16 protein-coding genes are annotated in these 19,423 nt (G+C 65.6%); 8 read left to right on the top strand and 8 right to left on the bottom strand.

Annotated features, from left to right (window positions below; translation table 11 throughout):
• Positions 1-2: 2 nt before the first annotated feature.
• Together E8E95_RS13330 and E8E95_RS13325 are read left to right on the top strand one after the other, a co-directional pair.
• Positions 3-1,418 (top strand): DNA polymerase Y family protein, encoded by a 1,416-nt coding sequence (locus E8E95_RS13330; protein WP_280350864.1) that lies wholly within the window; start codon positions 3-5, stop codon positions 1,416-1,418.
• Positions 1,415-4,495: an error-prone DNA polymerase gene (locus E8E95_RS13325; protein ID WP_280350862.1), complete on the top strand. Its 3,081-nt coding sequence runs from the start codon at positions 1,415-1,417 to the stop codon at positions 4,493-4,495. Before E8E95_RS13330 ends, E8E95_RS13325 begins: the two co-directional genes overlap by 4 nt.
• Positions 4,496-4,880: 385 nt before the next feature.
• Here the strand turns inward: E8E95_RS13325 and E8E95_RS13320 are convergent, their stop codons facing one another.
• From E8E95_RS13320 to E8E95_RS13310, 3 genes are all read right to left on the bottom strand, one after another.
• A complete protein-coding gene (locus E8E95_RS13320) occupies positions 4,881-5,066 on the bottom strand; it encodes a hypothetical protein (RefSeq protein ID WP_280350860.1) in 186 nt (61 codons plus the stop codon).
• A gap of 121 nt (positions 5,067-5,187) precedes the next feature.
• Positions 5,188-5,598 (bottom strand): hypothetical protein, encoded by a 411-nt coding sequence (locus E8E95_RS13315; RefSeq protein ID WP_280350858.1) that lies wholly within the window; start codon positions 5,596-5,598, stop codon positions 5,188-5,190.
• Positions 5,599-5,627: 29 nt separating this feature from the next.
• The gene (locus E8E95_RS13310; protein ID WP_280350856.1) at positions 5,628-6,110 is read right to left on the bottom strand and encodes a GreA/GreB family elongation factor; all 483 of its coding nucleotides are present in this window, start codon (positions 6,108-6,110) and stop codon (positions 5,628-5,630) included.
• A 575-nt stretch (positions 6,111-6,685) separates the two neighbouring features.
• On the opposite strand from E8E95_RS13310, the gene E8E95_RS13305 reads away from it, so the two are divergent.
• Entirely contained in the window at positions 6,686-7,090 is a 405-nt protein-coding gene (locus E8E95_RS13305) for an SEL1-like repeat protein (RefSeq protein ID WP_179060550.1), read from the top strand.
• A 186-nt stretch (positions 7,091-7,276) separates the two neighbouring features.
• On the top strand, positions 7,277-8,641 hold the full coding sequence (gene rmuC / locus E8E95_RS13300; protein ID WP_199824514.1) for a DNA recombination protein RmuC: 1,365 nt from the start codon (positions 7,277-7,279) through the stop codon (positions 8,639-8,641).
• Between the two features lie 191 nt (positions 8,642-8,832).
• On the opposite strand, the gene E8E95_RS13295 is transcribed toward rmuC, so the two are convergent.
• Positions 8,833-9,714 (bottom strand): metal-dependent hydrolase, encoded by an 882-nt coding sequence (locus tag E8E95_RS13295; RefSeq protein WP_280350854.1) that lies wholly within the window; start codon positions 9,712-9,714, stop codon positions 8,833-8,835.
• Between the two features lie 10 nt (positions 9,715-9,724).
• On the bottom strand, positions 9,725-10,660 hold the full coding sequence (locus E8E95_RS13290) for an alpha/beta fold hydrolase (protein WP_280350852.1): 936 nt from the start codon (positions 10,658-10,660) through the stop codon (positions 9,725-9,727).
• Between the two features lie 314 nt (positions 10,661-10,974).
• Between E8E95_RS13290 and E8E95_RS13285 the strand changes: the two genes are divergently transcribed.
• Positions 10,975-11,784: a MerR family transcriptional regulator gene (locus E8E95_RS13285; RefSeq protein ID WP_280350850.1), complete on the top strand. Its 810-nt coding sequence runs from the start codon at positions 10,975-10,977 to the stop codon at positions 11,782-11,784.
• 4 nt (positions 11,785-11,788) lie between these two features.
• On the opposite strand, the gene E8E95_RS13280 is transcribed toward E8E95_RS13285, so the two are convergent.
• Positions 11,789-13,045, bottom strand: a complete 1,257-nt coding sequence (locus tag E8E95_RS13280) for an MgtC/SapB family protein (RefSeq protein WP_280350848.1) — start codon at positions 13,043-13,045, stop codon at positions 11,789-11,791.
• Positions 13,046-13,196: 151 nt separating this feature from the next.
• The gene (locus E8E95_RS13275; RefSeq protein WP_280350846.1) at positions 13,197-14,141 is read right to left on the bottom strand and encodes a choline ABC transporter substrate-binding protein; all 945 of its coding nucleotides are present in this window, start codon (positions 14,139-14,141) and stop codon (positions 13,197-13,199) included.
• A gap of 276 nt (positions 14,142-14,417) precedes the next feature.
• Between E8E95_RS13275 and E8E95_RS13270 the strand changes: the two genes are divergently transcribed.
• Genes E8E95_RS13270 through E8E95_RS13260 form a run of 3 tightly spaced genes read left to right on the top strand, consistent with a single transcriptional unit; the run spans position 14,418 to position 18,324 of the window.
• Entirely contained in the window at positions 14,418-15,587 is a 1,170-nt protein-coding gene (locus E8E95_RS13270; RefSeq protein WP_280350844.1) for an aromatic ring-hydroxylating dioxygenase subunit alpha, read from the top strand.
• A gap of 22 nt (positions 15,588-15,609) precedes the next feature.
• Positions 15,610-17,265 carry a choline dehydrogenase gene (locus tag E8E95_RS13265; protein WP_280350842.1) on the top strand — a complete coding sequence of 552 codons (1,656 nt, stop codon included), beginning with the start codon at positions 15,610-15,612 and terminating at the stop codon, positions 17,263-17,265.
• Positions 17,266-17,292: 27 nt separating this feature from the next.
• The gene (locus E8E95_RS13260) at positions 17,293-18,324 is read left to right on the top strand and encodes a GlxA family transcriptional regulator (RefSeq protein WP_280350840.1); all 1,032 of its coding nucleotides are present in this window, start codon (positions 17,293-17,295) and stop codon (positions 18,322-18,324) included.
• Between the two features lie 331 nt (positions 18,325-18,655).
• Here E8E95_RS13260 and E8E95_RS13255 read toward each other — a convergent pair whose 3' ends face one another.
• Complete coding sequence (locus E8E95_RS13255; protein ID WP_280350838.1) at positions 18,656-19,387, bottom strand: class II aldolase and adducin N-terminal domain-containing protein; 732 nt, start codon at positions 19,385-19,387, stop codon at positions 18,656-18,658.
• Between the last annotated feature and the right edge of the window lie 36 nt (positions 19,388-19,423).

Raw genomic sequence — 19,423 nt, 5'->3', positions numbered from 1 at the left:
GCATGCGCTGGGCTTGCATATTGCTGCCGCAGTTGGCGCTGGATGGCGTACTGCGCGGCCACCCCGACCCCGAAGCGCCCCTGGCGCTGGTGACCGGCACCCCGCAGCGTCGCGTGCTGCGCGCCCTCAATCTCAAGGCCAGGGCACTGGGTTTGCGCCCTGGCCAGTCACTCACCGCCGCCCATGCCCTGACCCGCGATTTCACCCTGGTCGAGTACGACCCGGCAGAGGTCGAGCGCTGGCAACAGTTGCTCGCCGCCTGGGCCTATCGCTTCAGTTCCCAGGTCAGCCTGCGCTACCCGCGCTGCCTGCTGCTGGAGGTGGAATCCAGCTTCGCCCTGTTCGGTCCCTGGCCACGCTTCGAGGCACGGCTGCGACGGGAGCTGGCGGCGCTTGGTTTTCGCCATCGCATCGTCGCTGCGCCCAATCCGGCGGCGGCGCGGATGCTGGCCAATGCCTACGATGGCCTGGCGGTGACGAGCCAGGATGATCTGCGCGAGGCGCTTGGGCGCATGCCGGTGGATCGCGCCGGGCTGGCGCGGGAGACCTCCACCGCCTTTTCCCGCATGGGGCTGCGCAACCTGGAACAGGTGCTGGCGCTGCCACGGGATACGGTGGCCCGCCGCTTCCCGGGAGACGTGCTGCAGCACCTCGACACCCTGCTCGGCGAGCGTCCGCTGGCGCTGGAGTACTACCGGCCGCCGGATGAGTTCGACCTGCGCATCGAGCTGAACTTCGAAGTGGAGTCCCATCAGGCGCTGCTCTTCCCCCTGCGCCGTCTCACCGCTGACCTGGCCGCCTTCCTCGCCGGGCGCGACAGCGGTGTGCAGCGATTCACGCTCTCCCTGGAGCACCGTGATCTCGCCGATACCCTGGTGCCGGTGGGGTTGCTCAGTGCCGAGCGTGAGGCGGCCATGCTCTTCGAGCTGGCACGTGGACGCCTGGAGCAGTTGCAGGTGCCGGCCCCGGTGCGCGCCTTCCGCCTGCAGGCGCGGGACTTGCCGGCTTTCGTGCCGGAACGGCGTGAGCTGTTCGACGAGCGCCCGCAGCAATCCCTGCCTTGGGAACAACTGCGTGAACGCCTGCGGGCACGTCTCGGGGACGATGCGGTGCATAGCCTGGCGGCCCGCGCCGATCACCGTCCCGAATGCGCCTGGCAACTGGATGCCGACGTGCTGTCGACGTCGCTACCGTCCAGTCCGCCGCGCCCCGGCTGGCTGCTGCGCGAACCGCAGGTCCTGCGGGAGTCGTCCGTGCGTATTCTCGCCGGTCCCGAGCGGATCGAATCCGGCTGGTGGGATGGTGGCGATGTGCGCCGCGACTACTACCTGGTGGAAACCCGCAACGGCCAGCGCGGCTGGGCCTTCCGCAGGGTGAACGGGGAGGGGCCGCTGCTGTTGCAGGGCTGGTTCGCATGAGCGCCTATGCCGAGCTGCACTGCCTGTCCAACTTCAGCTTCCAGCGCGGGGCCTCCAGCGCCAGTGAGCTGTTCCAGCGCGCCAAGAAGCATGGCTACGAGGCATTGGCGATCACCGACGAATGCACCCTGGCCGGCATCGTCCGGGCCTGGCAGGCCTCGAAGGAAACCGGAGTGCCCCTGGTGATCGGCAGCGAAATGCGCGTCGACGGCGGCCCCAGGCTGGTGCTGCTGGTGGAAGACCTGACGGGTTACCAGCACCTCTGTCGTCTCATCACCCAGGCCCGGCGACGGGCGAAGAAGGGGGAATACCGCCTGCTGCGGGATGACCTGGCCGAACCCATGGACGGTCTGCTGGCCCTTTGGATACCCGAACGTGAAAACGATGATCGCGATGGACTCTGGTTGCAGCAGTGCTTCCCCGACCGGCTGTGGCTGGCGGTGGAACTGCACCAGGGCGCGGACGACGCTAACCGCCTGACGAACCTGTTGGCCCTGGCCGAGCGTCTCGGTATTCCGCCCGTGGCGACGGGCGATGTGCACATGCATGCCCGTGGTCGCCGAGCCCTGCAGGATTGCATGACCGCCGTGCGCCACCACTGCACGGTGGCGGAGGCCGGGTACCGGTTGTTTCCCAATGGCGAGCGGCACCTGCGTCCTCGCAACGTGCTGGCCGGCCTCTACCCGGACCCCCTGCTGGCCGAGTCGATACGCATCGCCCGTCGCTGCGTGTTCAACCTCGGGCAACTGAATTACCAGTACCCCCGCGAGCTGGTGCCGGAAGGCCACAGCCCAGGCAGTTGGCTTCGCGCGGAAACGGAGAAGGGCATGCTCAGGCGCTGGCCGGACGGTGTCCCGCAGAAGGCGCGAACGCTGGTGGAGAAGGAACTCGCACTGATTGTCGAGCTGGGTTACGAGAGCTACTTCCTCACGGTGTACGACATCGTCGAGTTCGCTCGCAGCCGGCACATCCTCTGCCAGGGCCGGGGCTCAGCGGCCAACTCGGTGGTGTGCTTCGCCCTGGGGATAACCGAACTGGACCTCTGCGTCTTCACCGAACTCCTGTTCGAGCGCTTCATGTCACGGGAGCGCAACGAGCCTCCGGATATCGACGTCGACTTCGAACACGAGCGTCGCGAAGAAGTCATCCAGTACCTGTTCAACCGCTATGGCCGGGGCAGGGCGGCGCTCACCGCCGTGGTCAACACCTACCACGGCGCGGGCGCCGTGCGTGATGTGGCCAAGGCCCTCGGCCTGCCACCGGACCAGGTCAACGCGCTGGCTGACTGTTGTGGCGGCTGGAGCGACAAGCCTCCGTCGGCGGAGCGCCTGCGAGAGGTCGGCTTCGATCCGGAGAGCCCGGTGCTGCTCCGGGTGGTGGCGTTGACCAACGAGCTGATTGGCTTTCCCCGTCACCTCTCGCAGCACCCCGGCGGCTTCGTGATATCCGAAGCGCCGCTGGCCAGCCTGGTGCCCGTGGAGAATGCCACCATGGCCGAGCGCACCGTCATCCAGTGGGACAAGGATGACCTCGACCTGGTGGGCCTGCTCAAGGTGGATGTGCTGGCCCTCGGCATGCTCAGTGCCCTGCGTCGTTGCTTCGGCCTGATCGAGCACTACCGCGGCACCCGCTGGACCCTGGCCACCTTGCCCAAGGAAGACCCGGCCACCTACGAGATGATCGGCCGCGCCGACACCATCGGTGTATTCCAGATCGAGTCGCGGGCACAGATGTCCATGCTGCCGCGCCTGAAACCCGAGACCTTCTATGACCTGGTGATCCAGGTCGCCATCGTCCGGCCGGGGCCCATCCAGGGCAACATGGTCCATCCCTACCTGCGCAGGCGGAAGGGCGAGGAAAAGGTGACCTATCCCAAGGAGGAACTCATCCCCGTTTTCGAGCGAACCCTGGGCGTGCCGCTGTTCCAGGAGCAGGTGATGCAACTGGCCATGGTCGCCGCCGACTACAGCCCCGGCGAGGCGGATGAGCTGCGCCGCAACATGGCCGCCTGGAAGCGTCACGGCGGCCTGGAGCACCATCGCCAGCGGCTGACGTCGCGGATGCGCGCCAAGGGCTATGAACAGGCGTTCATCGATCAGATCTTCGAGCAGATCAAAGGCTTTGGCAGCTATGGCTTCCCCGAGTCCCACGCCGCCAGCTTCGCGCTGCTCACCTACGCCAGTTGCTGGTTGAAATGCCATGAGCCGGCCGCCTATGCCTGTGCCCTGATCAACAGCTGGCCCATGGGTTTCTACAGCCCGGACCAGGTGCTGCAGGACGCCCGCCGCCATGGCCTCGAAGTGCGCCCGGTGGATGTGCGGCATTCCGATTGGGATTGTTCCCTGGAGCCCACGGGGCAGGGGAGCGAACTGGCCATTCGCCTCGGCCTGCGGATGGTGCGTGGTTTTCGTGAAGACGATGCGCGGCGTATCGAAGAGGTGCGGCAGGCGAGGGCGTTCATCAGCGTGGGCGACCTTATCCAGCGCGTCCGTCTGGATGCCCGCGCCCGCGAACTGCTGGCCGATTCCGGTGCTCTGTGCGGCCTGGCCGGACACCGCCATCGGGCGCGCTGGGCGGTAGCCGGGGTGGAGGTGCAGGCGCCGCTCTTCGCCGATCTGCCGGAGCAGGAGGAAACCCAGGTGCCCTTGCCGCTGCCCAGCGTCGGTGAAGACATGCTGACCGACTACGCCACGCTGGGCACCACCCTCGGACCGCACCCCATGGCCCTGCTACGGGGCGAACTGCGCAAACGACGTTGCCGCAGCTCGCGGGAGCTGCTGGCGCTGGAGCATGGACGGAACACCCGCGTTGCCGGTCTGGCGGTCGGACGCCAGCGTCCGCAGACCGCCAGCGGGGTGATCTTCGTGACCCTGGAAGACGAGTTCGGCATGGTCAATGTGGTGGTCTGGCACGACCTCGCCGAGCGCCAGCGCCGGGTGCTGCTGAGCTCGCAACTCCTGCAGGTGGAAGGCCGGCTGGAATCGGTGGACGGCGTTCGCCACCTCATCGCCCGTCGCCTGAGCGACCTGACCCCCTTGCTCAGCGGGCTCGATATCAGGAGTCGGGATTTTCACTAGATCGATGCAGATCGCTGCCTGATCCCGAACATTTCTGTGGGAGCGATTTGCCTTTGAGCTGACCATCGAGGTCGCCGCTTTTCTGTAGGGGCGAATTCATTCGCCAACCGGGCCGCAGGTCCGGCCTTGACCTCTTTGGGGCAGCTGCGCTGCCCATGGCGATTGAAATCGCCCCTACAACGGGGTGTTCTGCAGGCCATTCTTTTGTGGGGGCGAATTCATTCGCGATTGAAATCGCTCCCACCGGGGAAAGGCGATGGGTATCGCAAGCTCAACCCATCCTACAAACGCTCAATTCGCAGAAAATACCGACGCATTGGTGGATTTTGTAGGGGCGAATTCATTCGCCAAGGGCGCGTTGCGCCCCCTTGGCGTTGCAAGAAGTTCAGTGCGGAGTAACCGGCGTGTGCTTCGCCTTCTGCCGTCGGAACGAGCGGGTGGAGTGGGGCGGCGAAGGCCGGATGTGATGGTGGTGGTGATGGTGGGAAATTCTGAGCATGGCCCACAGCAGCGCGACCGCTGCCAGCAGCCAACCCATGATCATCAGGGCTATGAAGATTTCGGGACCCATTGCAAACCGCCTCTGGCGCCAAAGTGGAGAGCGCACGCCCTGAGTCTAGCCGGGCCAATGTGACGGCCGCTTGAACCAGGCTGCCTTTGGTCGGCTTGAACCCGGGAACCGGACGAGACGCCTACCCGCACTCCTGGTCCATGTTGCGCTTGGCCTTGGCGGTCGGTGCGTTGCGGTACTGCTCGGTCCAGAACTGGCACTTGGCGTCGTTCAGCCGGCGCTGCTCCTCCAGCCGTTCCAGGCGCTCGTTGTCCGCGCGCTGGGTGGCGTTGTAGTTCTCCTCGTACTTCTGCAGGCGCTCTTCACCCGAGCCTTGCGGCACTGGCGCAGGTTCGGGGGCAGGTTGCGGCGGGGCGGGCGGCGGCGTGAACACCTGGGCTGCCGGGGCCTCGTTATCGGCCATGTAGAGCTGGTAGCCCAGGTAGGTGGTCAGGCCGATTGCGATGAAACCGAGCCAGACGCCAAGGGCGACACTGAGGGTCAGGACCAGCGGATTGAAACTGATGCGCAGGATGCGACGTGGGCGAGACATGGAGCCTCCGAAGCGTTGGGCGGCAGGAATCAGTGTACCTCCAGCACCTCGAAGGTCTGCTGGCTATTGCCGATGGTCAGGGTCACCTCCGCGCCTTCGACCTTGCCCAGCAAGGCCTGTCCCAGCGGAGAGCGTGGACTGATCACCGTGATTTCCTCGCCCGCGTCCACCACCTTCAGGCCCGCCGCCTCGGGACCGAGGAACAGCCGTTGCTCGCTCCCGTCCTCCGCAGCCAGCAGCACGAGGGCGCTGAGCTGGATACCGCGCGCTGGGTCGAACGGGCGCAGGCTGAGGTTCTCGAACAGGCCCAGCGCCTGTTTGATCTCGGCGGCACGGCGCGCCTGCCCGGTGGCCAGGTAGGAAGCCTCGAGGCCGAGGGTGTCGTACTTGTTCTCGGCGATGTTTTCCTCGTGGGTCGCCGCCTCGTAGGCGGCCTGCGCCGCGCGTTGCAGCAGCTGCAGGTCGACGGCGAGCTTGTCGAGGATCAGACGGTGAATGCGGATCTTGTCCATGGGCAGGCGCGTTCGAAGGGGAGGCTGAGCATTCTAAGAGCCTTCATGGGGCTGCGGGAAAGGGTCCGTACAAGTCAGGGACGAACTTGTGCACAGAGTTGGCGCAGAAGTACGTCCGTACCAGCTTGGGAAAGGGGCCCCACAGACCCTTTTTCGTGCCATTCGTCGCTGCCTGGAACGCCCGTGCAACACCGGCTCCAGGCGCATTTCAGACGGAAATGCCCCGCAACGGGGCAAGCCAGGTATTGACAGGTTCAAGTTGTGCACAGTCGGGAAGCAGCCTCGCAAAACCCACTCGAAAAGCTCCGTAAGCGCTTGATTCTCAGTGATCTATTCGTAACTACATGAAAAATAAGGAATTTTATAATTGGTGAAAAAATCATCAGTTTGAACGGAGCCCACGATCCATGAGCACTTGGTGACGTTTCGAGCATCTTCTTCACAGAGTTATCCACAGGTTCTGTGGATTGTCCCGAGCAGTTGCTCTAGAACGCGACCTGCGGCAATTGCAAGACTTTACCTGCCAAAAAAAAGGAGTAGAGTTGCGCGCCTTTCCGGCCACCCTGCCCCGTTTCATGAAGTACCGCGTCCCCGCCCAAACCGTTTCCAACCAGCAAACCCTGCCGACCCGCGTCGCCCTCTGGTTGCTGGACAGCCCGCGCCTGGGCCAGGCACCAAGCGTGAAACGCATCGCCGGCAACCTGCTCAAGCAACCGGCACGAGAAGGCGTGGTCGCGGCGCAGAGCCGTCTGGGACAGATGCTCTGCCGCGATTGCGGCAACCAGCGTGACCGCCGCATCGGCCTGGACCTGCTGCGCCAGGCCGCCCGCGCCGGTGACCGCCGCGCGCAACTCGAACTGGGTCGCCTGTGCAGCCAGCCACGCATCAACGAGCCGGAACAGGCCCGCCACTGGCTGGAACAGGCCGCCGCCCAGGGTTCCCACGAAGCCAAACGCCTGCTCGGCAGCCTCTCGCTTTAACCCTGATCGCACTGCCCTGATCGCGCCCCGCGCCGCTGGGTATACTCCCGGCATTCCAGCGCGGAGCCGCTCATGCCCCTAGATATCCCCAACCTGTTGATCGGCCTGTTGGCTGCCGCCGTGCCCCTGCTGGGCCTGGTCTGGCAGCAACAACGCAAGCTCACTGCCCTGCAAACCGAGCAGACGCTGCTTGAAGAGCGCCTGGCCAATGCCCAACTGGCCCAGGATGGCCTCGCCGTGCAACTGGATGACAGTCGCGACGAGAACCGCGAGCTCAACCACCTGAATGCCGCCCAGCAGGCCGAGCTGGCGGCGCTGCGGCGAGAGGCCGAATTGCTCGGTGTGGAACGCCAGAGTGCCCGGGAAGCGCTGCTGGCCTGGAACCAGGAGCGCGAACGCAAAGATGCCGAGTTGCGTCGCCTGGATGCCGACCGCGCGGGCCTGGAGGCCGAACTGCGCGAACAGCGCGAAGCCCATGAGCAGCGCCTTGGCGACTTGCAGGCGGCTCGCGACGACCTGCGCGCACAGTTCGCGGAACTGGCCGGGAAGATCTTCGACGAACGCGAACAGCGTTTCGCCGAAACCAGCCAGCAGCGTCTCGGCCAGTTGCTCGATCCACTCAAGGAGCGCATCCAGGCCTTCGAGAAGCGGGTGGAAGAAAGCTATCAACAGGAGGCCCGAGAGCGATTCTCCCTTGGCAAGGAACTGGAGCGCCTGCAACAGCTCAACCAGCGCCTGGGCGATGAAGCCACCAACCTCACCCGCGCCCTTAAGGGCCAGAAGACCCAGGGCAACTGGGGCGAACTGGTGCTGGAACGGGTGCTGGAACACGCCGGCCTGGAGAAGGGACGTGAGTACCAGACCCAGGTCAGCCTGAAGAGCGCCGAGGGCGAACGCTTCCAGCCCGACGTGTTGATCCAGCTGCCGGGGGACAAGCAGGTCGTCGTGGACGCGAAAGTCAGCCTGACTGCCTACCAGGCCCTGATCGCCGCCGAAGACGAAGCGACCCGCAGCCTGGCGCTGAAGCAGCACGTGCTGTCTTTGCGCAGTCACCTGAAAGGTTTGTCGGTGAAGGATTACCAGCGCCTGGAGGGCCTGCACAGCCTCGACTTCGTGCTGCTATTCGTGCCCATCGAAGCGGCCTTCGCCGCCGCCTTGCAGGCTGATCCGGGCCTGTTCCAGGAAGCCTTCGAGCAACACATCGTGATTGTCAGCCCGACCACCTTGCTGGCCACCCTGCGGGTGATCGACAGCCTGTGGCGCCAGGAGCGGCAAAGCCAGAACGCCCGCGAGATCGCCGAGCGCGCAGGGGCGCTGTATGACAAGTTCGTCGCCTTCGTCCAGGACCTGGACGAAATGGGCAGCCGCCTGCAACAGCTCGACAAGGCTTACGCCAATGCGCGCAACAAGCTGGTGGATGGCCGCGGCAACCTGATCAGCCGCGTGGAAAACCTCAAGCTGCTCGGCGCCCGCGCCAGCAAGAGCATTCCCAATGATCTGCTGGAAAGGGCGGCCGGTTTGCCGTTGCTGGATGAGCAGTTCGAGGGGTGAGACCTCACGGGGCCCGACTGTTGGGCTTCGCGTAGCTCAGCCACAACCTACGATTCGCGAATGAATTCGCTCCCACAGGAAAGGTGTCTGCCGGATGGCACTGAGCTGCCAGAGCGAGTCACCCCTCTCCTCTTCAGGGAGAGGGGCCGGGGGAGAGGGTAGTGGATTCCCACACGGAACTTCCCACAAGTTCAACCCGCCTCCGCCGCCGCCCTTCGCGCCGCCGTCGAACTCGCCAGGTAATCCAGCGCCACCTGCAGGTCCCCTTCGGTGCGGGGGTGGAAGTCCGGCCGGAAGTAGCGCAGCACCGCCACGCCGATGCTGCCCATCGGCGGCAGCATGTCGCGCTTGCCCAGGCTGCGCCAGAGACGCAGGAAGCCGCGGTGGTTGCGAGTGGTCGGGTCCTGGCGCATCAGCGTGCGCATGGAGCGGCTGAACAGGAAGATCAGCGCGCCGCTGGCCACCAGCATGTAGAACCAGCGCATCAGCAGGCTGCCCTCGAGATGCACGTGCAGGTCGTGGGCCACGCAGCGGTGCTCCACTTCCTCGGCGCCGTGCCAGCGCAACAGGTCGAGCATCACCGGGTCGGCAGCATCCAGGCTGCGGGTGGTGATGATCCAGTTGCCCAGCACGCAGGTGAAATGTTCCACCGCGGCAATCAGTCCGACCCGTTGGCGCAGCCACCAGGGTTGCAGCCAGCGGGTGATGGCGTTTTCGCCCAGGGGGTAATCGCACAGCACCTTCTCGAACAGCCAGTAGATGCCTCGGGTGAAGGGCGTTGGGTCGATGCCGTGGCGTTCCAGATAAGGCGCCAGCGCACTGTCGTGGGCGCGGGCGTGCTGCGCTTCCTGGCGCACGAAGCCGCGCACGTCCTCGCGTAGCTGCTCATCGGTAATCAGCGGCAGGGCCTTGTTGTAGACCCGGCAGAACCAGAACTCCCCCGCCGGAAGGATCAGGTGCAGGGTGTTCATGATGTGCGAGGCCTCCGGCTCGTTCGGCACCCAGTGCAGCGGCGTGTCGACGAAATCGAAGCGCACCTTGCGCTGTTCGAGGCGATGATGCGGTGGGTTCACGGACGGCTCCTCAGGCGGGCAGGCCCAGCTGCACGACGCGGCTGGTGTCACCACTTTCCAGGTGGCTGACGAATTCACGGAGCCAACCTGCCAGGCGAGTGGGGTCGGCCATCAGTTGCCAGTGCCCGGCGGCCACTTCGCGACGCCACAACCGGGGCGCCCAATGCTGCAGGTCCTGGAAGAGCTGCGGGCGCACGAAACGGTCGCGGGTGGGCACGATCAGTTGCACCGGCAGATCGGTGCGACGCAGGCGCGGGCGGAACAGGCTGGTGATGAAGTTGGCGCGGTAGAGCTTGACCCCATGCTGCCCATCGGACGCCTGGGTCGGATTGGGGCGCGATTCGCGCACCCCTTCCAGCCGCTGCAGCAGTGTCGGCCAGGCGCGGGCGAGTCCGGCGCGCCAGAGCAGTTCCGGTACCAGCGGGGTGTGGAAGAAACCGATGTACCAGGAGCTGACCAGTTGCCCGATCACCCGGCCGAGCGCACTCACGCGCCGCTCTTTCAAGCGTGCACGCATCCAGTGGCCGACATGGTCGAGGCAAGGGCCGGAGATGGTCGTGTAGGAAGCCAGCAGCGGCTGGATACGAGGTTCGGTCACCGCTTCCCAGGACTGGATCGAGCCCCAGTCATGGGCCACGAGGTGCACCGGGCGATCCGGGCTGGCGACCCTGACGACGGCCTCCAGGTCATTGGCCAGCCTGGCCAGTCGATAGTCCCGGGTCTTGCGCGGGATGTCCGAGGCACCGGCGCCGCGCACGTCATAGGCGATGATCTGGTGATCCACTGCCAACTCGCGGATCAGCGGCAACCAGACGGCATGATTGTCGGGGTAGCCATGCACCAGCAGCAGGGTCGGGCCGCTGGCATTGCCCCAGCGGTAAGCGGCCAGTTCAACGCCGTCGCCCATTACGGTGAAGCGTTGGGGCTCCAGCAATGGGGCATTCATAGGGTCACCTGCCAGAAGGGCTCGGCGCGGTCTTGGGCAATGAGGACTGGCATGGGGGTCTCCGTGTCATGACTGTTACATCACTTGATGTCACGGTAATTCTTGAACAGCCAATCCGCCCCTGGCCAGAGACTGGCCGCAGTCATCGAAAGGGCTGTTACCGCGTTACCTGATGCTGGAGATGCCCGGATCAGAGCGGTTTCGGGAGGGTTATGGCGCTATGCGGCGCAGTTCGGCATGGCAAGTCCAGCCAATGGTTGGGCCATTCCGGACGCTGTTGTTGGGGGAAGAGGGGCGGCGATATGATCCGGCCCATGAAAAATGTCCCCTCCTTTCTCAGCAAACTCCTCAACCAGGCCGGCGAGCCTCCGGTAGTGCCGGACGCCGAATACACGGTGGACGAACTGGCCCTTGAGGCCGGAACCACGGTACGCAACCTGCGCGCCTATCAGGACCGCGGCCTGCTGCCGCCACCGGAGCGGCGTGGAAGGGTGGGCATCTACAACGGCGAGCACCTCGCCCGGCTGCGGCTGATCGGCCAGTTGCTGGAGCGCGGCTACAGCATCGCCAGCATCCGCGAGCTGCTGGACGCCTGGGAGCAGGGCCAGGACCTAGCTCACGTGCTGGGACTGGAGCAGGCCATAGTCGGCGCCTGGAACCTGGTGGAGCCCACGCGGCTGGGCTTCGACGAAGTGCAGGCGCTGTTCGGCGCCGACCTCACCGACGACAACATGGACCGCGCTCGCGAGCTGGGCCTGATCGAGTTCGCCGGTGATCACTTGCGGGTGCTCAATCCACGGGTGTTCGGCGCGGGTGTGCAGCTCTACCGCTCCGGGATTCCGCTGGACGTGCTGCTGGTCCAATTCGTCGCTATCCGTCGCCAGGTGGAGCCGGTGTCCGCCGGCATCGTGCGGATGATCGTCGAGCACCTGGTCAACCCGCTGCTCTCCAACAGCCTGCCCCATGTAAGCGAACTGGACGAACTCAATCGCCAATTGCTGGCGCTGCGTCCGTTGGTGGAGCAGGTGGTGGACAGCGAGCTGGCGCGAGGGCTGCAACTCTCGGCCAACCAGGAACTGGGCGAGCGTGTTGGCGAGCTGCTGAAGGGCTTCCTGAAGCGCTGAATCCCTAAACCATCAGCAAGGCCACCGTACCCGCCAGCAGGCCGCCACCGATGAAGGGGAAGGTGCGCAGCGCCAGCCCTTTGCCGCCGATCACCGCAATCAATCCGGCCTTGACCAGGCTGTTGCTCAGCACCGCCAGGAAGATGCCGCGCACGGCCACTTCCGCCCCCAGTTCACGGTTGGCGCCCCGTGCCAGGGACAGGGTGATGGCGTCGACGTCCGTCAGGCCCGAGAGCAGCGAGACCAGGTAGACGCCCACGTCTCCCAGGTAACGCCGGGCGGCCTCCACTAGAAGCAGGATCAGCGCCAGCAGGGCAGCGAAGCGCAGGGCAGGGCCCAACTCGAAGGGGTTCTTCAGCGGCGGCTCGGCGTTGGGCGATTCGCGGTTGGCCGCGACTCGCCAGAAAAACAGTGCCCCCGCTGCATAGACCAGCGCCGCGATACCCAGCGGCCAGGCCAGGCGCGACAGCAGGGCCGGGTTCACCAGCCCTACCTCAAGCAGTACGCGGGGAAACATCAGCGCCGATGTCGCCAGAAGGCCCGCCGCCAGCAGCGGGCGCAGGGCACGGTGTTCCTGCAGGTGGGACAGGGTGATGGTCATGGCGGTGGAGGACACGGTGCCGCCGAGCAAGGCGGTCAGCAGCAACCCGCGCTGGGTGCCCACCAGGCGGATGGCGAAGTAGGCGGCGAAGCCCAGTGCGGCGATCAGCACCACCATCCACCAGGTGGCGTAGGGATTGAACACCTCCCACGGGCCGTAACCCTTGTTGGGCAGGATCGGCAGCAGCACCACCGAGATGAACAGCAGCTTGAGGGCGGCCAGCAGCTCCTCCTCACTGAGCCGTTGCAGGGCGTGGTTCAGGGCGTCCTTGAGACTCAGCAACAGCGCGACCACTACGGCACCGGCGCCGGACAGCACGTGGTGGCCGGCAACCGCCAGGCTGCCGAGGAGGAAGGTGATCAGCAACGCCAGTTCGGTGGAGAGCCCGAGGTCGCCGATATACACCAGCTCGCCAAAGTAGGAGGCGATGACCAGCACGGCGAAGCAGGCGAAGATCGCCACCCACACCGCCGTGCCGAACTGCTCGCCAAGGAAGGAGGCGAATCCGCCGAGCAGCCCGGTGAGGCCGAACGAGCGGATGCCGGCAACCAGTCGCAGCGCTTCCTTGTTGCGCTCGCGCCAGCCGCGCTCGGCGCCTATCAACAAGCCGACGGCAAGGGCGCTGGCGAAATCGAGCAGGACTTCCGTGGCGTCAGGCATGGCGCTTCCTTTCGGTGGGAATGGAAGCAGTCTAGACGGCGGCGCGGGCACAGGCGGGGCGAACCTGTAGGTTGTGGCTGAGCTACGCGAAGCCCAACGGTGCTCGGATTATTGGGCTTCGCTGCGCTCAGCCCAACCTACGGAGTCCTACCTACAACCCGAGACTTCCTTTCACCGCCGGCAGCGCCGCCGCCCCGTCATAGGTCGTCACCCCCGCCAGCCACTGTTCCAGCACCTGCGGATTGGCCTTCAACCAGGCCTTGGCCGCCGCTTCGGGTTGTTCCTTGTCGTCGAGGATGGCACCCATGATCTGGTTCTCCATGGCCAGGCTGAACTCCAGGTTCTTCAGCAGGGCGCCGACATTGCCGCACTCCGCGCTGTAGCCCTTGCGCGTGTGGGTATCCACTACTGCGCTGCCGAAGTTGGGGCCGAAGCTGGCGTCACCGCCGCTGAGGTAGCGAATGGCGAACTTCGTGTTCATCGGGTGCGGCTCCCAGGCCAGGAACACCACGGGCTTCTGTGCCTGCATGGCGCGGCGTACCTGCACCAGCATGCCGGCCTCGCTGGACTCCACCAGCTTGAAGCCGTTGAGGCCGAACTGGCCCTTGTCGATCAACCCCTGAATCAGCAGGTTGCCGTCATTGCCGGGTTCGATGCCGTAGATGTGCCCCTCCAGTTGCTGGCGGAAGCGGCCGATGTCCTTGAAGTCCTTCAGCCCGGCATCGAAGGTGTATTCCGGCACCGCCAGCGTGTACTTGGCGCCTAGCAGATTGGTGCGCACTTTCTCCACACTGCCTTTCTCCAGGAAGGGCTTGGCGATCACTTCCATCGAGGGCATCCAGGCGCCCAGATAGACATCGATGTTGTTCTTCTCCATGCCCATGTAGGCCATGGGAATGGACGCCAGCTGGGTCTGCGGCTTGTAGCCCAGCCCCTTGAGCAAGGTGCTGGCCAGGCCAGTGGTGGCGGAGATATCGGCCCAGCCGACCTCCGCCATGCGCACGGTCTTGCAGCTGGCGGGCTCGGCCGCCAGGGCGCTGAGCGAGTGGCTGGTGAGCAGGGATGCAGCGAGCAGGCACAGGACTTTCTTCGACATGGTTGACGCTCCTATCGGGCGGCTACGGCAGAAGTCAGCGGGATGCTGTGGGGCTCTTCAGGCCCCTTCGCCTGCCCGAGGATAGGAGGGGTAAAACCGGCGACTTGATGGGAAACGACATCTTCTGCCGCAGCCAGGAACGGCGGGGGAGGGTGTTGATATTTTGCGCTGGCAACTCGTCGCTTGACGTCAATTCCGCCCATTTTCGCTCCCCTAGATTGGCTCCCAAAGCAGGCCGCCGAGCCGCACGAACAACACCTGGGAGGAGTACCGATCATGCAATCCGTCGAAGCCATCAAACTGCAAACCTCCATCGAAGGCTGGGCCGAACAGGACCCCGAAACCGCCTTCACCCTGCCGTCGCGCTACTTCATCGATGAGAGCCTGTTCAAGGCCGAGCGTGACCGCATCTTCATGCGCTCCTGGCACGTGGCCGGGCACAAGAGCGAGTTCCGCGAGCCGGGCCAGTACGTGGTCGTGGACCTGTTCGACCAGAGCGTGGTGGTGGCGCGCAGCATGAAGGGCGAGATTCGCGCCTTCCACAACGTCTGCCAGCACCGCGGCAACCGCCTGCTGGAAAGCCGTCGTGGCACCACCGGCGGCGTGGTGCGCTGCGCCTACCACTCCTGGTGCTACGAGATGGACGGCAGCCTGCGCAGCGCGCCGCGTTGCGAGCGGATGAAGGACTTCGAGCTGCAGCAATTCAACATCCCGCAGGTGCGGGTGGAGGAGCTGGGCGGCTTCATCTACTTCAACCTCGACCCCAAGGCGCCGTCCCTGGCCGAACTGTTCCCCGGCGCCAACGAGGAGATGCACCGGGTGTTCCCCAACCTCGAACGCATGCGCCTGATCGAGGAACAGGACGTGATCGTGCCGGCCAACTGGAAAGTGATCATGGACAACTCCATCGAGGGTTATCACTTCAAGCTGTCCGGCCCCTGCCACATCGACTTGGCCAAGCTGATCGACTTCAAGGGCTACCGCCTGACCAAGCGCGACAACTGGTGGACCTACATCGCCCCTGCCAACCTCCAGGCCGGCGAAGCCTACGGCGTGAAGTTGCGGGAAGACCTGAACCCGGACGAGTGCTTCTTCAACATCGGCATGTGGCCGAACAACACCTTCTACACCTTCCCGTTCTCCGAGTTCCTCGGCACCTTCATCATGATTCCGCTGGATGCCGAGCGTTCCCTGCTGCGCTTCGGCTACTACAGCTCGAACGAAGAGACAGCGGAGGTCAGCAAGGCCTGCATGCGCTGGATGAACGAAGAGCTGGGGCCGGAAGACATCGAACTCAACATCACCGTGCAGAAGGGCCTGCATTCCCTCGGCTACGACCAGGGCCGCTACATGATCGACGCCCAGCGCAGCAACGAGAGCGAGCACCTGGTGCATCACTTCCACCGCCTGGTGTTCAAGGGCATCCACGGCGAGGAGCGGGCCTGAGCCCGCTTCCGGAGGACGTGCCATGTCCGAGTTCGATTACCTGATTGTCGGCGCCGGCTCCGCCGGCTGCGTGCTGGCCAACCGCCTGGGCGCCGAGCCCGGCGTTAAGGTGCTGGTGCTGGAGGCCGGGCCGCTGGACCAGAGCTGGACCATCGACATGCCTTCGGCCGTGGGCATAGTCGTTGGCGGCAGTCGCTACAACTGGAGCTACAACACCGAGCCCGAGCCCTGGCTGGACAACCGCCGCATCGGCACGCCGCGCGGGCGTACCCTGGGTGGCTCCTCATCCATTAACGGCATGGTCTACATCCGTGGCCATGCCCGCGATTACGACAGCTGGGCCGAGCAGGGCTGCCACGGCTGGAGCTACCAGGAAGTGCTGCCCTACTTCATCCGGGCAGAGAACCACGAGCACGGCGCCGACGGCTACCACGGCGACGCCGGTCACCTGCACGTGACCGCGGGCAACATCGATACGCCGCTTTGTTCCGCCTTCGTCCAGGCCGGCGTGGAAGCCGGCTATGGCGAGAGCCGCGACCTCAACGGCTTCCGCCAGGAAGGCTTCGGCCCGGTGGATCGAACCACCCGCAAGGGCAAGCGCTGGAGCACCGCCCGTGGCTACCTGGCCGAGGCGTTGCAGCGCGGCAATGTCACGGTCGCCACCGGTGCTTTGAGCCTGCGCATTCTCTTCGAGGGGCGCCGCGCCTGCGGCATCGAGTACGAGCAGAACGGCCAGGTGCACCAGGCCCGCGCTCGCCGCGAGGTGATCCTCGCTGCCGGGGCGATCAACTCGCCGCAATTGCTGTTGCTGTCGGGCGTCGGCCCGGCGGAGGAAATCCGCGCCCATGGCCTGCCGGTCGTGCATGACCTGCCCGGTGTCGGCCGGCGCCTCAACGATCACCCGGATACCGTGGTGCAGTACCTGTGCAAGCAGCCGGTGTCCATCTACCCCTGGACCCGCGCGCCGGGCAAATGGTGGATCGGGGCGCGCTGGTTCGTCAGCCACGACGGCCTGGCCGCGAGCAACCATTTCGAGGCCGGGGCCTTTATCCGTTCGCGAGCGGGCGTCGAACATCCGGACCTGCAACTCACCTTCATGCCGCTCGCGGTGCAACCGGGCAGCGTCGACCTCGTGCCGGCGCACGCCTTCCAGATCCATATCGACCTCATGCGCCCCACCAGCCTTGGCAGCGTCACCCTGCGTGGCGCCGACCCACGCCTGTCGCCGCGCATCCAGTTCAATTACCTGAAGACCGAGCAGGACCGCGCGGACATGCGCGCCGGCGCGCGGCTGGTGCGGGAAATCATCGAGCAGCCGGCCATGCGTGCGCTGAAAGGCAAGGAACTGGTGCCGGGGCCGGATAACCTCAGTGACCGGGCGCTTGACGACTGGGCCCGCCGCGTGACCGAAACTGGTTACCACGCCAGCGGCACCTGCAAGATGGGGCCGGCCAGCGACCCGGAGGCGGTGGTCGATCCAGAGCTGCGGGTGCACGGGCTGGAAGGCCTGCGGGTGGTGGATGCGTCGATCATGCCGATCATCGTTAGTGGCAACACCAATGCGCCAACCGTGATGATCGCGGAGAAGGCCAGCGATATGATCCGGGGCCAGTCACCCCTGCCGGCGGCCCAGGTCCCGGTATGGACCCATCCGGACTGGCGTGGACAACAACGATAACCAGAGCACTGACGAGAGGTGCCGAACGTGGAAGGCCTGAACTCCCGGGAACGCCCGCTGGGCGGCGACAGCACGCTGCGCGTCGGCCTGCTGCTGTTGCCGTCATTCCCCAGCCTGGGATTGGCGGCGGTCGCCGAACCGCTGGCCATCGCCAACTGGCTGAGCCAGAAACCGCTGTTTCAGTGGACCCTGCTGTCGCTGGATGGCCAGCCGGTACAGGCCAGCAATGGCCTGTCGAGCCAGGTGGAGGCGGGCATCAGCCCGGAGCAGGAATTCGATCTCTGCTTCGTCATCGCCAGCTTCGATGTGCACCGCCACCGCCGCAACAACCTGCTGAAGAGCTGGCTGCGCAAGCAGGCGTTGTTCGGTGCCGTGCTGGTGGGCGTGGAAACCGGCACCGAGCTGCTGGCCGCGGCCGGTGTGCTGGATGGCTATGACGCGGCGGTGCACTGGGACAACCTGCCGGGCTTCCAGGAGAGTTATCCCAAGGTGCGCTCCCGCGCCCAGCTCTATTGCCTGGATCGCCAGCGCCTGACTTGTGCCGGTGCCGCCGCCACTCTGGACATGATGCTCACCTGGCTGGGTAGCCAGATCGACGCTGACCTGGCGCGGGAGATCGGCATGCACCTGCTGGTGGGGCAGGTGCGCGCGCCGACGGAGAGCCAGCTGGACGACGGCCAGAAGGGTGAACCGCTGCACGAAGGCAAGTTGCGTCGGGCTGTGCGGTTGATGGAGCAGACCCTGGAAGAACCCCTGGACTGCGAGGCCATCGCCAGCCGCGTCGGCCTGTCGCGCCGGCAACTGGAGCGCCAGTTCAAGCAGCACACCGGGCTCTCGCCGCTGAAGTACTACATCGCCCTGCGCCTGGCCCGCGCCCACAACCTGCTGCAACAGACCAACCTCAGCGTCGCCCAGGTGGCCGCCAGTTCCGGCTTCGGTTCCCTGGAACACTTCTCCCGCGCCTACCGCGCCCGCTTCGGCTGCCCGCCCAGCGAAGACCGCAGCCAGACCTGGACCGCCCCGGTGATGCGCCAGCCGCTGACCAGGCAGGGGGCGTAGGGAAGGGCGGATCTGCGATCCGCTCTAGCGATTGAAATCGCCCCCACAGGTGGAACACCAAATCGGAAGTTTGCACGGACAGCCCCCTCTCCCTCTGGGAGAGGGTTGGGGTGAGGGGAGTGGGCCCCGCACGAACTCCCAAGGGCAGCCCTTCGGCCTGCTTGGCGAATGAATTCGCCCCCACAGGGAAAAGCCCCGAGGTGAGGGATAGCGATTTTCCTGCTCGATGTTTCCGTAGGTTGGGCAGAGCGAAGCGAAGCCCAACAATCCTGGGCACATTCCCTGTTGGGCTTCGCGGAGCTCAGCCACAACCTACGGCAAGACCGCTGGGCTACAACCGATACTCCACCTCTTCCCGATCCAGCATCCGCCTGAGCGCCGCAAAGTGCTTCTCGGCGAAGTCCGGATACTCCAGCCATTGCCGGGCCGTCTTGCGCGCCACCTCGTCGCTGGCGATGCGCAGCGGTTGGCCGGTGGCCAGTGCGGTGATGTAGGTCTCGCAGGCGCGCTCGAAGTAGTAGAGGTCGTCGAAGGCCTGGGCCACGCTCGTGGCGGCGACCATCACGCCGTGGTTGCCCATCAGCAGCACCGGCTTGCCGTCCAGCAGGCGACTGACCCGTTCCGCTTCATCACCCAGCCCCATGCCGTCGAAACCTTCGTCTATCGCCACCCGCTCGAAAAAGCGCATGCAGTTCTGCTCGATGGGCGGCAGCCGCGAGTCGGCCAGGCAGGCCAGCGCGGTGGCGTATTTCGAGTGGGTGTGCAGCACGCAGCGGGCCTGGGGCTGGTTGCGGTGCAGGGCGCCATGCAGGGCCCAGGCGGTGATGTCCGGGGCATCAGGGCGGTCGAGGGTGCTCGGGTCGTCGGCGTCCACCAGGATCAGGTCGCTGGCGCGGATTTCCGAGAAGTGCTTGCCGTAGGGATTGATCAGGAACTGCCGGCCATCGGCGGATACCGCGAGGCTGAAGTGGTTGGCGATGGCCTCGTGCAGCCCCAGTCGGGCGGCCCAGCGGAAGGCGCAGGCGAGGTCGACCCGCGCCTGCCAGTGATCGAGCTTGTCCATGGGGTCTCCATGCGGGGTGTGTTGTTGGCTTCGAGT

Source organism: Pseudomonas sp. BN414, from assembly GCF_029871275.1.
GTDB lineage: Bacteria > Pseudomonadota > Gammaproteobacteria > Pseudomonadales > Pseudomonadaceae > Metapseudomonas > Metapseudomonas resinovorans_C.
This window is presented reverse-complemented; position numbering and strand designations above follow the sequence as displayed.

Bases quoted from the DNA above. Each gene is read 5' to 3' on its own strand.
- E8E95_RS13330 (WP_280350864.1), top strand. From the start codon at position 3: ATGCGCTGGGCTTGCATATTGCTGCCGCAGTTGGCGCTGGATGGCGTA.
- E8E95_RS13325 (WP_280350862.1), top strand. From the start codon at position 1,415: ATGAGCGCCTATGCCGAGCTGCACTGCCTGTCCAACTTCAGCTTCCAG.
- E8E95_RS13320 (WP_280350860.1), bottom strand. From the start codon at position 5,066: ATGGGTCCCGAAATCTTCATAGCCCTGATGATCATGGGTTGGCTGCTG.
- E8E95_RS13315 (WP_280350858.1), bottom strand. From the start codon at position 5,598: ATGTCTCGCCCACGTCGCATCCTGCGCATCAGTTTCAATCCGCTGGTC.
- E8E95_RS13310 (WP_280350856.1), bottom strand. From the start codon at position 6,110: ATGGACAAGATCCGCATTCACCGTCTGATCCTCGACAAGCTCGCCGTC.
- E8E95_RS13305 (WP_179060550.1), top strand. From the start codon at position 6,686: ATGAAGTACCGCGTCCCCGCCCAAACCGTTTCCAACCAGCAAACCCTG.
- E8E95_RS13290 (WP_280350852.1), bottom strand. From the start codon at position 10,660: ATGAATGCCCCATTGCTGGAGCCCCAACGCTTCACCGTAATGGGCGAC.
- E8E95_RS13285 (WP_280350850.1), top strand. From the start codon at position 10,975: ATGAAAAATGTCCCCTCCTTTCTCAGCAAACTCCTCAACCAGGCCGGC.
- E8E95_RS13280 (WP_280350848.1), bottom strand. From the start codon at position 13,045: ATGCCTGACGCCACGGAAGTCCTGCTCGATTTCGCCAGCGCCCTTGCC.
- E8E95_RS13275 (WP_280350846.1), bottom strand. From the start codon at position 14,141: ATGTCGAAGAAAGTCCTGTGCCTGCTCGCTGCATCCCTGCTCACCAGC.
- E8E95_RS13270 (WP_280350844.1), top strand. From the start codon at position 14,418: ATGCAATCCGTCGAAGCCATCAAACTGCAAACCTCCATCGAAGGCTGG.
- E8E95_RS13265 (WP_280350842.1), top strand. From the start codon at position 15,610: ATGTCCGAGTTCGATTACCTGATTGTCGGCGCCGGCTCCGCCGGCTGC.
- E8E95_RS13255 (WP_280350838.1), bottom strand. From the start codon at position 19,387: ATGGACAAGCTCGATCACTGGCAGGCGCGGGTCGACCTCGCCTGCGCC.